16 protein-coding genes are annotated in these 15,150 nt (G+C 46.4%); 10 read left to right on the top strand and 6 right to left on the bottom strand.

The features are described from left to right. Window positions 1–23: 23 nt before the first annotated feature. Genes queE through VC159_RS07970 form a run of 5 tightly spaced genes read left to right on the top strand, consistent with a single transcriptional unit; the run spans window position 24 to window position 3,224 of the window. Complete coding sequence (queE, locus tag VC159_RS07990) at window positions 24–677, top strand: 7-carboxy-7-deazaguanine synthase (protein ID WP_323473259.1); 654 nt, start codon at window positions 24–26, stop codon at window positions 675–677. Between the two features lie 35 nt (window positions 678–712). Beyond that, window positions 713–1,177 (top strand): 6-carboxytetrahydropterin synthase QueD, encoded by a 465-nt coding sequence (gene queD / locus VC159_RS07985; RefSeq protein WP_216232852.1) that lies wholly within the window; start codon window positions 713–715, stop codon window positions 1,175–1,177. Next, window positions 1,178–1,636 (top strand): tRNA adenosine(34) deaminase TadA, encoded by a 459-nt coding sequence (tadA, locus tag VC159_RS07980; RefSeq protein WP_323473258.1) that lies wholly within the window; start codon window positions 1,178–1,180, stop codon window positions 1,634–1,636. Beyond that, entirely contained in the window at window positions 1,633–2,577 is a 945-nt protein-coding gene (locus VC159_RS07975; RefSeq protein ID WP_323473257.1) for an LD-carboxypeptidase, read from the top strand. The genes tadA and VC159_RS07975 overlap by 4 nt, the downstream gene beginning before the upstream one ends. Next, the gene (locus VC159_RS07970; RefSeq protein WP_323473256.1) at window positions 2,577–3,224 is read left to right on the top strand and encodes a heme-binding protein; all 648 of its coding nucleotides are present in this window, start codon (window positions 2,577–2,579) and stop codon (window positions 3,222–3,224) included. The genes VC159_RS07975 and VC159_RS07970 overlap by 1 nt, the downstream gene beginning before the upstream one ends. Here the strand turns inward: VC159_RS07970 and VC159_RS07965 are convergent. From VC159_RS07965 to VC159_RS07945, 5 genes are read right to left on the bottom strand one after another with little or no spacing between them, the layout of a single operon-like run. Beyond that, window positions 3,221–4,108, bottom strand: coding sequence for a 23S rRNA (adenine(2030)-N(6))-methyltransferase RlmJ (locus VC159_RS07965; protein ID WP_323473255.1), 888 nt, complete (start codon window positions 4,106–4,108; stop codon window positions 3,221–3,223). The two genes, VC159_RS07970 and VC159_RS07965, sit on opposite strands and share 4 nt — an antisense overlap. 6 nt (window positions 4,109–4,114) lie before the next feature. After that, window positions 4,115–4,906 carry a phosphatase PAP2 family protein gene (locus VC159_RS07960; RefSeq protein ID WP_323473254.1) on the bottom strand — a complete coding sequence of 264 codons (792 nt, stop codon included), beginning with the start codon at window positions 4,904–4,906 and terminating at the stop codon, window positions 4,115–4,117. Window positions 4,907–4,911: 5 nt separating this feature from the next. After that, a complete protein-coding gene (locus VC159_RS07955) occupies window positions 4,912–6,171 on the bottom strand; it encodes a glycosyltransferase family 9 protein (protein ID WP_323473253.1) in 1,260 nt (419 codons plus the stop codon). A 17-nt stretch (window positions 6,172–6,188) separates the two neighbouring features. After that, window positions 6,189–7,232 (bottom strand): lysylphosphatidylglycerol synthase transmembrane domain-containing protein, encoded by a 1,044-nt coding sequence (locus VC159_RS07950; RefSeq protein ID WP_323473252.1) that lies wholly within the window; start codon window positions 7,230–7,232, stop codon window positions 6,189–6,191. A gap of 49 nt (window positions 7,233–7,281) precedes the next feature. After that, entirely contained in the window at window positions 7,282–8,778 is a 1,497-nt protein-coding gene (locus VC159_RS07945; protein ID WP_323473251.1) for a glycosyltransferase family 39 protein, read from the bottom strand. 47 nt (window positions 8,779–8,825) lie between these two features. Here VC159_RS07945 and VC159_RS07940 point away from each other — a divergent pair, with 47 nt between their 5' ends. Continuing rightward, on the top strand, window positions 8,826–9,623 hold the full coding sequence (locus VC159_RS07940; RefSeq protein ID WP_323473250.1) for a DUF3047 domain-containing protein: 798 nt from the start codon (window positions 8,826–8,828) through the stop codon (window positions 9,621–9,623). A 50-nt stretch (window positions 9,624–9,673) separates the two neighbouring features. On the opposite strand, the gene VC159_RS07935 is transcribed toward VC159_RS07940, so the two are convergent. Then, entirely contained in the window at window positions 9,674–11,941 is a 2,268-nt protein-coding gene (locus tag VC159_RS07935) for a heavy metal translocating P-type ATPase (protein ID WP_323473249.1), read from the bottom strand. 51 nt (window positions 11,942–11,992) lie between these two features. Between VC159_RS07935 and VC159_RS07930 the strand changes: the two genes are divergently transcribed. From VC159_RS07930 to apbC, 4 genes are all read left to right on the top strand, one after another. Beyond that, a complete protein-coding gene (locus VC159_RS07930; RefSeq protein ID WP_215359601.1) occupies window positions 11,993–12,187 on the top strand; it encodes a heavy-metal-associated domain-containing protein in 195 nt (64 codons plus the stop codon). A gap of 67 nt (window positions 12,188–12,254) precedes the next feature. Further along, a complete protein-coding gene (locus VC159_RS07925) occupies window positions 12,255–12,902 on the top strand; it encodes a DUF47 domain-containing protein (RefSeq protein WP_215359603.1) in 648 nt (215 codons plus the stop codon). Window positions 12,903–12,982: 80 nt separating this feature from the next. Next, window positions 12,983–13,924, top strand: a complete 942-nt coding sequence (locus VC159_RS07920; RefSeq protein ID WP_370623997.1) for an inorganic phosphate transporter — start codon at window positions 12,983–12,985, stop codon at window positions 13,922–13,924. Window positions 13,925–14,054: 130 nt separating this feature from the next. Continuing rightward, window positions 14,055–15,143 (top strand): iron-sulfur cluster carrier protein ApbC, encoded by a 1,089-nt coding sequence (gene apbC, locus VC159_RS07915; protein WP_323473248.1) that lies wholly within the window; start codon window positions 14,055–14,057, stop codon window positions 15,141–15,143. The last annotated feature ends 7 nt before the right edge of the window (window positions 15,144–15,150 follow it).

Here is a 15,150-nt window from a genome sequence, read left to right as displayed (position 1 = left end):
GCGCTTAAAATAGACTCATTGCTATGTATACCGTAAAAGAACTATTTCCCACACTCCAAGGCGAAGGCACCCACACTGGTAGGGCGGCCGTATTTTGTCGTTTTGCTGGATGCAATCTTTGGAGCGGTCGTGAAGAGGATCGCGCAACAGCTATTTGCCAGTTTTGCGATACCGATTTTGTAGGTAGCGATGGTGCTGGGGGTGGCAAGTTTGAAACTGCCGCTTTACTTGCTGATGCCATCGAGGCTTCATGGCGTAGCACCTTAGCCGGTCCCCAGCAGCGTTATGTGGTTTTCACGGGCGGAGAGCCGCTCCTGCAATTGGATGAGGAGTTAATTGCAGCACTTCATCAAAAAGGTTTTGAAGTAGCGATTGAAACGAACGGCACTATTAAAGTTCCTAAGGGGGTTGATTGGGTTTGCGTAAGTCCAAAGGCTGGCTCTGAGCTGATTGTTCTTCAAGCAGATGAGTTAAAGCTAGTGATTCCGCAAAATAACCATCAAGCATTAGAGAAGTTGATGGCCCGCTTTGAGGGAATGGATTATCGCAATCGTTTCTTGCAACCCATGGATGGGCAAAACCTCAAAAGCAATACTGAGTTAGCAGTAAGCTTATGCCAAAAGCGTCCTTTGTGGAGATTGAGTCTGCAATCTCATAAACTGATTGGGATTCGATAGTTGACTAAGCTCAAACAGGATTAAATAAGCACCTAATGACAAATAAACAACCTGCCATCTCCATTACCCGCCGCCTTGAGTTTGACTCCGGGCATCGTATTCCTAATCATGATGGCCAATGTCGCCATCTGCACGGACATCGTTATGCAATTGAAGTCACGCTGACTGGCCAGGTAGCCGATCATCCTGGTAAAGCAGATGATGGCATGGTGCTCGACTTTGGTGATATCAAGCGCTTAACAAACCAACACGTAGTCGATCTTTGGGATCATGCATTTTTAGTGGCCAAAGAGGATGAAGGTTTAGTCGCTTTTTTGTCGACCTTGCCTGGTCACAAAACAGTCGTCATGGAACACGTTCCTACTGTTGAGAACTTAGCTAACGCTGCCTTTGCAATATTGAAACCCGTTTTCAGCAAAGCTTTTAGTGGCCGCTTAGAGCTCTCTTCCATTCGTCTTTATGAGACGCCCAATTGCTGGGCTGATGTGCATCCTGTTTAAATGACGCAAACAGAGCTTGATCAGCAATATATGTGCATGGCAATTGAGCAAGCTCAGTTGGCAGCGCAATCAGGCGAGGTTCCTGTAGGTGCGGTGCTAGTTCGGGATGGTCAGGTAATCTCGAGGGCATTTAATAAGCCGATTGCAAATCATGATCCGAGCGCCCATGCTGAAATGTTGGCCTTGCGACAAGCCGCTCTAGCCGAAGAAAATTACCGCATCCCTGGTAGCACCCTATATGTCACCCTTGAGCCCTGTGCAATGTGTTCTGGAGCCATGCTTCATGCTAGGATTGATCGAGTGGTTTACGGGGCGCCAGATCCTAAAACTGGCGCGGCTGGCAGCGTATTAGATGTATTCTCTTCAAAACAGATTAATCACCAGACAAGTGTTGAGGGTGGCATCATGAGTGAAGAGTGCGGTCAATTGCTACGTGATTTTTTTAAGGGGCGACGTTGAAATCCATTCACCTCATTGCTCCTTCCGGAGCAAGCTTAGATAGCAAAAGTTCATTGGCCGGTATTGACTGGTTAGGACGCCAAGGTATCGCCATCCATAATGCGGATTGCGTACATCGTGCCTATGAGCGCTTTGCTGGTAGTGATGACGAACGTCTTGCTGAGTTAAATCACTTAAGTAAATTAGGGTCTCAGACTATAGTTATGGCTATGCGCGGGGGCTATGGGCTCCATCGCTTGCTGCCAGGTATTGAGTGGGATGCAATTGCAAAGGCCATTCAAAATGGTTTGCAAGTATGTGGTCACAGTGACTTCACCGTCTTTCAGTTGGGATTATTAGCGAAAACTGGCGCCATCACTTTGGCTGGTCCGATGCTGAACTACGACTTTGGAAGGTTGGGTGATGATGGTGCTCCGGTAGTGCCAGATGAATTTATGTGGAAGCATTTCCAGGATGCTATTCAGAATCGCAAACTGGAATGTCAGGTATCAACTCCACAGTCCTTCCTTGGTAAAGCTATAGAAAATTCACCCACGGGCTTATTGTGGGGCGGTAACTTAACGGTTCTAGCTGGTTTGGTTGGTACGTCATATCTTCCAAGTGCCAAGCAAACGCAGGGCGGCATCTTGTTTTTAGAGGATGTGAATGAGCATCCTTATCGAATTGAAAGAATGTTGATGCAACTGTTGGATGCTGGCATTCTTTCAAATCAAGCGGCTATATTGTTAGGCGGTTTTTCCGCTTATCGTCTTTATGATAACGATAAGGGGTATTCGCTCGAGCGTGCAATTGAAGTGATTCGCAAACGTTTACCAGAAGCAATTCCAATCTTGACTGGGCTGCCATTCGGACATCAGGCTAATAAATTAACTTTGCCTATTGGCGCCAAAGCTAGTTTACATTTCAATTCAAATGGATTTGAACTTATAGCGCAGTGGTAATGTTTATTGAAGTCCGTATGGACAGCTCTTTCTTTAAAAGTGTTTTATTTTTCATTGCACTTACCTTTACAGGAGCAGTCATGGCAACCGAAGAGCCAAAATATACTGTTCTCGAAAAAGAGCCCCCTTTTGAAATTCGCTCTTATGCGCCAATGATTGTGGCTGAGGTGCAGGTTGAAGGTGATTTAGATGAAGCCTCGAGCCAAGGGTTTCGTTTGATTGCGGCATATATTTTTGGTCAGAATCAAGTGAGTGAAAAAATCGCTATGACTGCGCCTGTGACGATTGAAGATCAATCAGTAAAGAGCGCAAAGATTGCAATGACTGCACCTGTAGGAATTGAGTCAAATGCGGGCAAATGGATGGTGTCATTTGTGATGCCGGCTGAATATACGATGGAATCAATACCCAAGCCCATGAATTCAAAGGTGCAATTGCGCCAAATTTCCGCGGTAAAAAAGGCAGTGATTAGCTTTAGCGGTTTTTATAACACCCAGAAAGTGGCCGAGAAAACGCTAGAACTAGAGCAGTGGATGAAGTCTCGTAATTTGCACGGTGTGGGAAGTCCTAATTTCGCGCGTTACAACCCGCCTTGGACTTTGCCCTTCATGCGTCGCAATGAAGTCATGCTCACTTTGCGTGACTAGTTCTTAGCTTCGAAGCTCTTCAATAAAAATTGGCCGCCGCCATTGATGCCTAAAGCCTTCGTCAAGGTCGGTAGTGCCTGCGCTAGATGTTTTTCTAGAGTCCATGGTGGGTTGATGATGAACATCCCGCTAGCTTGCAAACGGCGTTCGCCAGGCGCATTTTCAACGCGTAATTCTGCATGTAACCAAGAGCGTTTATGTGCGGTGGCAATTTTCTTTAGACGATCAGGCAGCGCCGCCGATTCTCTTCTGGATAGCATCGGATACCAAATCGCATAGCAGCCAGTGGCAAAGCGTTGCAGCGCCTCTTCCATGGCGAGCTCAAGATAACGATAGTCTTGCTTGTCTTCGTAAGAAGGATCTATTAATACTAGGCCGCGACGACTAGGAGGGGGTAGCAGTCCTTTTAGTCTGGCAAAGCTATCCTCAGCATAAATATCAATCTGTTTAGACTGCTTTAGTTCACCAATATTGTGGCGCAGAATATCAATCTCTTTGGGGTGCAGCTCAAATAGCTTAAGTCGATCTTGTGGACGCAGCAGGCGCGCCAGAATAAAGGGGGAGCCAGGATAGGTATTCAATTGCCCTTCAGTATTCTCGGCATCAATGCACTTCAGGTACCCTTGAATACTCTCGGGGATTGGAGTGTTTGCGTGATGGCAAGTTTCTACATATTGCTTGAGGCGGAAGATTCCACCATCAGCTTCTTTGCTCACTGTAGAAAAGCCATCTTGTAAACTATAGATGCCAGCACCTGCGTGGGTATCAACAAAGGTAATGGCAACAGGCTTCTCTTGAAGGTATTGAACCAAGTGAATTAAGGTCAGGTGCTTCAGGATGTCTGCGTGACTTCCCGCATGAAATGCATGTCGATAACTAAACATCTTGAATTATTCTGCCTTGCGAGGCGCTTGAGTAAATTGCGCCCTTACATAAAATACTAGGGTGAAAGCCACAATGGCTATGGAGAGATACTGCAATGGCAGATTTAACTCCAGATCCATGATTTGAGTAAGGTGGGCGTACATTGCGATAACGCCCCCAAGCACAATGAGATGCGACCAGATTTTTCTTGGCCCCAGTTGGGTTTCTGGAAATTGATTAGCTGCTAAGGCTCCGAGCATTCCACACCAAATGCCTATACCTGCACCACCTAAAACGTCTGTGAGCCAGTGAGCTCCGACGGCGCTTCGGGATAGGCCTACTAATGTTGCAAGCAAAAATAGCAGCATCAAGGGTGTGCGTTTTTCTTTAGCTGCGGAAAAATACAGGGCGCTTGCAATAGCAAATGCAGTGAGAGTATGTCCAGACGGGAATGCTCTATAGAGTAACGCTTCACCAATGCGATAAAAGCTGCCATCGGTTAGTACACCTGCAGGTCGTGGCAAATCAAAGAAGCCTTTTAATACTGTGCTTGCTAATGCGGCTATCCCACCAGCAAAAATTCCAGCAGTCAGCATTCTTGGCGCAAGCAACAGCAGTGGAAAGGCAAATGCAAAGACCCCCCAGCCATTGCCTAAAAACGTAAGCCAAGCCCAAAGGGTGTCTGGCAGTAATTGCGTAAAGCGGTTAACGAATAAAAAAGTACTGCTTTGAAACTCGCCAAAGTAGATTGCGCAAGCGAGCGCAAGAGGGGCTAGCGGAATGAACCAAGCAAAGGTAGGAATTGCTTTTTTGCTCATCCAGCTTAGCGAGCCTTTACCTTATCGGCGTCTTGCAATTGCTTGATTACTTTGTCTAGGACTTGTGGAACAGTGATGGCCTGCATGCACACGTTATCCTGACAAGGGGTTTTACGGTGATTGGCAGCACTTACGCAGGGCGAGCAAGCAAGATTGGCGGTGATCGCGATAGAATTGCCAACAGAGCCATAAAGTGCTGGAGTCTCCGGTCCAAAGAGAACGACTGTTCTTAATGGTGTGACTGCTGAAAAGTGACCAGGACCAGAGTCGTTAGTAACCATGACATCTGATAGTGTGTACAACGGGGGCAGCTCAGCAAAGTCGACCTGTCCAGCAAAATTCAATGCATTTTTAACATTGGCAACAGCGCGAACTTTTTCAACATACACAAACTCAGTAGGTGAGCCGGTAATCAAGATGAGATCGTTTGGATATTGCTGATGGATTGCTTGAATCAGCTCAGAAAAACGTTGTTGCGCCCAACGTCGCTGTGGAAGTAGATCGCTTGCATTCGGGTTGATCAGAATGAGTCGATCTTTTCCGGGGGTGTAATTGATGCGCGCCTCTTTAGCCTTTTTTTCAATACGCTCGCGCACCTTTTCTAGAGCGCTTGGATTGATGATGGCTTGCTCTAGTCGTACTTCAGAGTCTGGAATCTCAATCTTGCTAAATGGAACTTCAATCTGTTGGGCAAATGCTGCATGAATTAAAGATAGGAAATTCTTGGTAATGTGAATATGAGGGTTGTAATGCACCTTGCGAGTGAGCATAAAGCCGCGCCACAATCCTTCACCATGAAAAATGTGATACCCCACGCGACGACGAGCGCCACACATGCCAGTCAGTAGGGCAGTAAATCGAGAGAACAACTCTAGGTCAATAACGGTATCAATACGGTGCTTGCGAGCAAGTATCAGAAAGCGCAGCGTATCTTTAATTAAGCCACCTAAGCTAGATGAGTCAATTGTGAAGATATTTTCTGGTTTAACGGTATTGAGTAAAGTCAGGCTGGCGCGATTGCTTTTGAAGATCAAGAAAAACAATTCTGCTCCACGAGCTTTTGCATTACGCATTGCAGGGTCTACCAGAATGGCGCTGCCCATTTCCGAGAGTTCAATAAAGAGTAATTTTTTTGGAGTCTCTGGGCCGTGATTGAATATATTTTTTATGCGATCAATCAAAGCGATAAATGGGCTAACGATTGCACAAAGAGGTACACCGACCCAATGATCAATCGCACGCATAGTGTTGACACTAATAGTCATAGTTTGGCTCTAAAAAATTATTTTCGTTTTAATAAAAAATAGGCGCCTGGTAGCACCGATAAAACAGTAATTGCTCCGTAGCTAATAGAGGCTAATACTGTTAGCGAGGGGTTAACACCCCATAAGGCCAGGACCGACGAAAGGGTGGCTTCACGCAAGCCCCATCCCGAAATGCTAATTGGCAACATGAGCAACAGGCTGAGCGCAGGTAAGCCAATCATTAGGCCTTCGATGGGTGCATCTACACCGTAAGCCTTAAGACAAAAGAGTAGTGTCAAAATAGTGAGGAAATGAATGCCAATCGCCAGGCATGCTTGAGCAATATTGTTAGGCCACGCAAACGCTAGCTGGATACCAGGCATGGCGTTGTTCATATTGAAGCGTTCTAAGAGCTTTTGCAGGAGTTGCTTGCTCGGCCCCCAGGCAAGGATGAGGGCAATTGCTACGCCAGCAAGCAGCATTACCGCCATTACTGCGTAGCCCAAATCTTGACCCCAGGCTGCGAGTGTAGCGCCGCCCAATATCAAGCCAATCCCGCCTAGTAAATTGTTACCCGCTAAACCAAGAAGGCGATCTACCAACACCATCGAAAAACTTAAACGCAATTTAGGTGTGGCGTGCTCAAGGTCTACTGAGTGATGAAGTTCATCATCTAATTCTTTGGTTTCCGAGAGGTTGCCGGTGCTGGTTAAATGCGTTGCAGTAATGGCGCGATAACTATCACCACCCAAGGTGCTAGGCAGACCTTGGTTAATGAGACCACCTGCAAAGTAGAGGCCGATATAAGAGCGAATACGGCGGGGAAATCCCACTCTTTGCATAAACAAGCCCCAGCGATATCCGCCACAAATAAAGGCCAACATCATGCTTGCTAGAGCCGCCAAGAACCATAGAGGCTGCATCTGAATATGGGTATCAAATAGTGAGCGCCAATCAATTCCACTCGTTGCTTTCCAAAGCAGAGCAACGGAGAGTAGAACGCGAATAGTAGGCCAAGCCTTCTTGAGAATGGATTTCCACCCCGATTGGGTCTTTGGGGTGGGTTGGGCTTGTGAACTCATAAGCGTAAGGATAATGCCTCGGGCGCCTAAGGTCTTGAATTTGGGGGAATTACTCCGATTGACCAGGGCCTTGCCAATGACTGCAAAGACTAAAGTCAAATTTGGATAGAACTCGGCCAAATCGGATGATTTCAAGGCTATCCAAGGGCTCGCAGGCTTGAAATGCTGATTTATTACCTACTGGCAGAGGGTATGGCATGCCAGACCAGTTAATCAGGAGTACATTTGCTCCCTTTGGTAAATCCCCAAACCAGAGATCAAACTGATCCTGTCTTTGGTCTAAAACAAAAACTGGCGTAGGTGAGGCGTACCAAGCAGCTCGACTTCCTAAGGTCCAGTTTTGAACAGCAATGCCATTGGCTTTAGTGGCCTTAGCAAGGTCTGCTGCTTTTTGACCCGCCACTTTCCAGCCATACAAATCAGCAATCGGATTCGATTTAATTGAGGCCGAACTAATGCCACCTGACAATACATACCCAAAGCCGATACAACATAAAGCAATTTGAATAAAAAATAAAATGCGAATCCAGTAACGATGTTGTGTAGCCCAAGCTTTTGCTAAGCCAATTCCGGCAAATGGTGCGAGACAGAACCATGCCGGCGAAGTCCAGTGAGGGAGTCCACCTCCGCCAGAGAGGCTGACAAAAATTGCAAATGGAATCAAAAAGAATCCAAAGAGCGCAAGTAATGACAGTTTTGTAGCGTGCATGCAGTCTTTTAAAAACACAACAGACCCCAAGATGAAAAGAGGACCAAAGACCAGTATTTGAATACCAATATAAGCGCCCAGCTTGCGCCAGAGCCATTCTCCACCGCCGCCATGGGCGAGCTGGTATTTAAATGAAATCCAATCGTTAGTCCAATTCCAATACAGGACGGGAGTGATCAGCAGCAGGGCGATTAGCGCAGCAATCCAAAAACCCACTTTCGTTATCCATGGTTTTCTTGGTGTACTCAGAAATACCAATAGCAATGCAAGTGCAGTAAAAGCGGCTGTGTATTTACTTAAGCCGGCTAGACCTAATAAGACGCCAGTAATAACCCAATCGCCAATACTAAATTGATCTTTACTCAACCAACGTAAAGCCATCCACATTAGACCAAGACTTAAGGGTGCAAGTAAGGTATCCGGTAATAAACCAATTGCCAGAATGTGCAACATGGGTGCAGCGATAATGGTTAAGACTGCCATTAGTCCACATAAGTTTGCTGATGGCAGTGCACTTGTCAGATAGCCAGCGTTGCGCCCACGAATAAAGTGGTGTACTTCAACCGTGACTTCATAAACTAAGTAAGAAGAGAGAATCCACAGCAACTCTGGAATGAGGCGAATGATGCCTTCCGAGGGGGTGAGCGTCACCAAGGGCCACTGAATCCAACCCACCAACGGTGGGTGATCAAAATAACTCCAGGCTAAATGTTGGGCATAGAGCGCGTAGTGGGCCTCATCAACTGAAAACTCTATTGAAAAGCCCAGAGCCAGGTGCACTACCGCGGCAATGAGGATGCAGATTGCAGCGCAGCTGGAAGGTGATTGTTGACGCATGTGATGATTTTAGACTCACAGAGACCATTCTTTGGGACAATTAAGACATGCTTAAGCAAGCCCTCCCACATTTAATCCTTGGCGCAGTCGTATTTTTGACTGGATGTGCTGGGCTGAGCGGAGAATCTGTGCAAAACGAGGCAGGACAGGCATTTAATGTCGATCAATTGCCAGCGCAAGAAGAGCTGCCCAAATTCTCAGCTGAAACAGCGCGTGCTGGCATGCCTAATGGTTGGAATTTTTACCGCATAGCACCCTTTAAAAAGAATACGGTATATCGCTTAGAAAACTATCAAGGCAAAACGGTGCTTAGCGCTAATTCCAAAACATCTGCCTCTGGCTTGGCTGTTAAGTTGCGCCCTCGTCAGGCAAATAATTTGTGGCTGCAATGGGAGTGGAAGGCCATCAACCCAATTGTGAATGCTGATAATGCGGATGCTTACGCAGATGATGCTCCGCTACGTATCTTGGTTGCATTTGACGGCAATAAGTCAAAATTACCTTTAAAAGAAAAAATGACTTTTGAAATGGCTAATCTTATTAGTGGTCAAGAAATGCCATATGCCACATTGATGTACATCTGGTCTGGAAAGTCCCCTGTGGATGCCATCATTCCAAATGCGCATACCTCTCGCATCAAAATGATTGTGGTGGATTCTGGTTGGGATGGTTTGGATCAGTGGCACAAGCATCAGCGTGATTTAGCGGCCGACTATAAGCGTGCCTACGGTGAGAGCCCTGGCCAAGTCATTGGTATTGCCTTACTTACTGATACAGACAATACCAAATCAGAAGTGCGTGCGTATTACGGTGACATTGAACTCATTCGCAAGAAGCCAAAATAACTTACTTCCAAATAAGCAACAATCTGCAAGCAAGCAACGCTTGTTATGAATTAATGTGCAGGACGCCAGCGCTTGAGTAGTAGGGCGTTGCTAAGAACACAGAAGCTCGATAAGGCCATGGCGCTGCCAGCTAGCATGGGTGACAGATACCCAAGTGCTGCCAATGGAATCCCGGTGGCATTAAAGATAAAAGCCCAGAATAAATTTTGCTGAATCTTTTTCCAGGTCCGCTTAGAGATATCGATAGCATTCGCAACCAGAGTGGGATCGCCTCGCATTAAGGTAATGCCGGCGGCTTGCATGGCTACATCAGTGCCCGTAGACATTGCCATACCCACATCTGCAGTTGCCAAAGCAGGCGCATCATTCACGCCATCTCCTACCATTGCAACAAATTGACGTTCACCATCTTTCGATTGGAGTTGGCGAATAATTTCTGCTTTATTACTAGGCATAATTTGTGCAAACACTTCTTGAATGCCAATAGTTTTGGCAACACGATTGGCGGCGGCAATATTGTCACCAGAAAGCATTACTGCGCGAATATGCAACTTATGTAGTGAAGTAACCGCCTCTTGAGCGTTATCTTTGAGTTCATCTCCAAAGGCAATGATCGCAATGGGCGAGGAAGGATTTTCATTGCTCATTAATACGGAGACAGTTTGACCGGCATCAAAACAGGCTTGCGCCTTTGCAAGTATTACGGAGTAGTGGGGATTGCCTTCTAACGATGCAATGCTTTGTAGGTTCAGACTAAGGCCCAGGAAAACGCCAGCGCTTGGCCTGCCGCTAATACCAATGCCAGGCAGGGCTTTGCTGTCTGTTGGTGTGATGGGATTTAAGCCTCTTTGTTTAGCGGTATCTAACAGTGCTTTTGCAAGAGGGTGCTCACTACCAAGTTGTAAACCTGCTGCACTTTCGAGAATGTCATCTAGCGCATACGAATCACCAAAAGGAATAATCTCTAGCAGTCTTGGTTTGCCAATAGTGAGGGTGCCTGTTTTATCGAAGGCCACTACGTTTAAGCGATGCGCCAACTCTAATACCTGTGGATCTTTAATGAGGATTCCAAAGCGTGCTGCAACGCCAGTGCCTGCCATGATGGCTGCAGGTGTTGCAAGACCCAGCGCACATGGACATGCAATAACGAGAACTGAGACTGCACGCAGTATGGCGACAGATGCAGAGTCTAAATAAAACCAGTTCGCTAATCCAGTAATGAATGCAATCACAATCACGCTAGGGACAAAAATGGCACTCACTTGATCAACTAATTTTTGTATAGGTGCTTTTTGGGTTTGCGCATCCTCTACTAAAGAAATAATTTTTGAGAGAACGCTCTCAACGCCTACCGCCTGAGCCTCAATCACCAATAGGCCTTCACCATTAAGGGAGCCGCCAATTACTTTTTCACCAAGATGCTTCTTGACGGGATCGCTTTCTCCGGTGAGGAGGGATTCATCAACATGGCTATTGCCAAGTAAGATGATTCCATCTACCGGTATACGTTCACCTGGCAACACTAAGATGCGATCTTTAGGGAATACCTGATCTAGAGGAAGATCTCGAAATTGGTCTAATGCAGAGTCCTCACTGATCACAATATTGCGCTCAATGACTTTGGCATGCTCAGGCCATAGCTTTTGCAAGGCGCGTATTGCTTCACTAGTTTGTTGCTTGGCTCTGGCTTCCAGCCATTTACCAAGCATGACCATGCAGATAATGACGGCTGATCCTTCAAAATAGAGTTCATGACTTGCATGCGGTGATGCAATCATTTGATACACACTTAATCCGTAGGCTGCACTTGTGCCGAGCGCGACTAACAAATCCATATTGCCAACACCCGACATCAGAGATTTGAAGCCTGCTTTATAAAAGCGCCATCCTAAAAAGAATTGCACTGGAGTTGCAAGCAATAGTTGCCATGTCGGTGACAGTGACCAATGAATGCCAAAAGGCATGAGGAACATGGGCAGAAAGAGTGGGGCTGAAAGACTGAAACCTAGAATGACACGACCCAGACCATCAGTCCCCCAGAACAATTTAGAGGGGGCTAACTCTGGAATGCCGTGGGGCGCACTGATTTTGGCTGAATAACCTGTTTTTTGTACTAAAGCGATGATGTCATCGATTTTGACCCTGGAATCAGCGTTTACGCGAATTTTGGCTTGCTCAGTTGCTAAATTCACACTGGCTGCTTCCACCCCTGGAATCTTGTCTAAAGCCTTTTCAACCCTGCCAACACAAGAGGCACAGGTCATCCCGCCGATATCTAGAGTAAATAGCTCTGAATTAGTGTCTTTTTGGGGATCCATATAGAAGATAATCTACTCTATACAAGCCATATTCACATCAAAAGGGCCAATATGTTGAGTTTAAAAGTTTCCGGAATGACCTGTGGGGGCTGTATTAATGCCGTCACTCGGGCAGTGCAGGCCCAAGATCCTCAGGCTAAAGTTCAGGCGGATTTGGCAAGTCAGACCATCACTCTCGAAACCACCCTATCTGCCGCGCAAGCGAGCCAGCTCATTACAGATGCCGGCTTTCCAGTTGTTCAATAGCAATTGTTTAGAATGTCGGCAAACCTAACAAATCCCCGTAGTTTTTGTTCCTAAAGGATCGTGATCTATGTTCTTCAGTAAGTTAATGCCTCACGATGGTAATTTCTTCGAGCTATTTAATGAGCACGCTAGCAATATCGTTTCCGCCTCCGAATCTTTTTTGAAGTTCGTTGAGTATTACGGCGATGAAGCATTACGCGCTAAATACACCCAAGAGGTTGATAAAGCAGAGCATGCATGTGACGATGTTGTGAAAGAGGTGCATCGTCGTTTGCATAAGACCTTCATCACACCTATAGATCGCGACCAAATTTTTTCACTCATCAATACGATGGATGACGTAGCTGATTTATTGCAAAACGGCACTGAAGCAATGCATTTGTATGACGTGAAGCAAATGACGCCAGAGATGTTGCAAATGGCAGAGCTTTGTAATCAGTGCTGCATCAGCATGAAGAATGCTGTTGCTACATTAAAAGATATCTCTGATCCAGAAGTAGCTAAAGCGGCGTTAAAGACTTGCGATGAAATAGATCACTTAGAGTCTGGGGCTGATCGCCTTCTATCTACTGCTATTACTAGGTTGTTCCGTGAAGACATCGAAGTGCGTGAGCTGATTAAGTGCCAGCGCATTTATGAGTTGCTCGAGGAAGTTACCGATAAATGTGAAGACGTTGCCAACTTGGTTGAAGGCATTGTTCTTGAAAACTCTTAAGGCGAATTAAGTTGCCGGCGACAGAAGTAGCCTTTTGGGTTGTAGCGCTATTAGTAGTGCTAGCTCTTGCATTTGATTTCATGAACGGCTTTCATGATGCTGCTAACTCTATTGCGACGGTGGTTTCTACTGGCGTTTTAAAACCGCAACAGGCGGTGGTGTTTGCCGCCTTCTTTAACTTTCTTGCCATCTTCATTTTCCATTTAAGTGTCGCTGCTACTGTGGGCAAGGGAATTGTGCTTCCTGCCGCAGTGGATCTCCACGTGATCTTTGGCGCATTGGTTGGCGCCATCATCTGGAACTTGGTGACTTGGTTCTATGGCATTCCATCAAGCTCTTCTCATGCTTTGATTGGCGGCTTGCTAGGAGCGGCGTTGCCTAAGGCGGGACTTGCCGGTTTAGTTTGGGCAGGTATTATCAAAACCGTTGCTTTTATCTTCATCTCCCCATTAGTTGGATTTCTTTTGGGCTCCTTGATGATGTTGCTGGTGTCATGGGTTTGCCGAAATGTCACGCTCTCTAAAACCGATCGCTGGTTCCGCCGTCTGCAATTGGTTTCTGCTGGCGCATATAGCCTTGGACACGGCGGTAATGACTCACAAAAAACGATTGGCATTATTTGGCTGCTACTCATCATTACTGGCTATACAGATGCCAGCGCAAGTATGCCGCCAATATGGACCATTGTTTGCTGCTATATCGCCATTGCGATGGGCACGATGTTTGGTGGTTGGCGGATTGTAAAAACCATGGGTCAAAAGCTGACAAAACTCAAGCCAGTAGGAGGCTTTTGTGCTGAAACTGGTGGCGCCATTACTTTATTTGCAGCAACAGCCTTGGGTGTTCCTGTTTCGACTACCCACACAATTACTGGGGCTATTGTCGGTGTTGGCTCAACTCAGAGAGCCAGCGCGGTGCGCTGGGGTGTCGCTGGAAACATCGTTTGGGCCTGGATCTTCACCATCCCAGCCACGGCTTTGATGTCGATGGCAGTCTATTACCTGAGTTTGCTGATTTTCTAATGTGATAGATAGAAGGTGCTCAAGGGCGCTTTCAGCAAATATTGGCGGCTACGAGTAAGCTAGCGCTAATTAAGAAAATACTAAAAAACTTAGAAGTCCATTCTAAGGTTATCCATATTAGGAGAATGTAGTGTCGGTTACACCAGAGTTGGTACAAGCAGCGCTAAAAAACTTAGTTGATCCCAATACGAAGATCGATTTTGTCTCAGCAAGAAATATCAAAAATCTCCGCGTAGAAGGCAGCGATATTTCTTTAGATATTGTGCTGGGGTATCCCGCTAAAAGCCAGTTCGATTCGATTCGTAAATCGGTAATCAATGCCTTGCGTGAATTATCAGGCGTCAAAAATGTGAGCGTCAATATCTCTAGTCAAATCGTTGCGCATGCAGTGCAGCGTGGAGTGAAGTTATTGCCCGGTGTAAAAAATATTATTGCAGTGGCTAGCGGTAAGGGTGGAGTAGGGAAGTCCACAACAGCCGTAAATCTCGCCCTAGCTCTTGCTGCGGAGGGTGCACAGGTCGGTATTTTGGATGCGGATATTTATGGCCCAAGTCAGCCAATGATGTTGGGTATTACCGGTAGACCGGACTCTATTGAAGAAAATACAATTGAGCCAATGGAAGCCTATGGTTTACAGGCAAGCTCAATTGGTTTTTTGATTGATGACGACGCACCCATGGTATGGCGTGGACCGATGGTGACTTCAGCCCTTGAGCAGTTGCTCCGCCAAACCCGCTGGCGCGATCTTGACTACCTGATCGTAGATATGCCGCCTGGCACGGGCGATATTCAATTGACCTTGGCGCAAAAGGTTCCTGTTACAGGATCAGTCATTGTTACCACACCTCAAGATATTGCTTTGCTAGATGCTCGTAAGGGCCTCAAGATGTTTGAGAAGGTGGGTGTACCCATCATTGGCATTATTGAAAACATGAGTACTTACGTTTGCACTAAATGTGGACACGAAGAGCACGTATTCGGTACTGGCGGCGGTGAAAAAATGTGTAAAGAGTACGCCGTAGATTTCTTGGGCTCCTTGCCCTTAAACCTTTCGATTCGTGAGCAGGCTGATGCCGGGCGCCCAACAGTAGTGGCTGATCCAGATGGCGCTATTAGTGCTATCTATAAAGGTATTGCTAGACAGGTAGCCATCCGTGTTGCTACTCTATCTAAAGATATGAGCAGTAAATTTCCGAACATTGTGGTTCAAAACACCTGAGGCCCTG

Origin of the sequence: Polynucleobacter sp. JS-JIR-II-c23 (assembly GCF_035011225.1) — a bacterium.
Taxonomy (GTDB): Bacteria; Pseudomonadota; Gammaproteobacteria; order Burkholderiales; family Burkholderiaceae; genus Polynucleobacter.
This window is presented reverse-complemented; position numbering and strand designations above follow the sequence as displayed.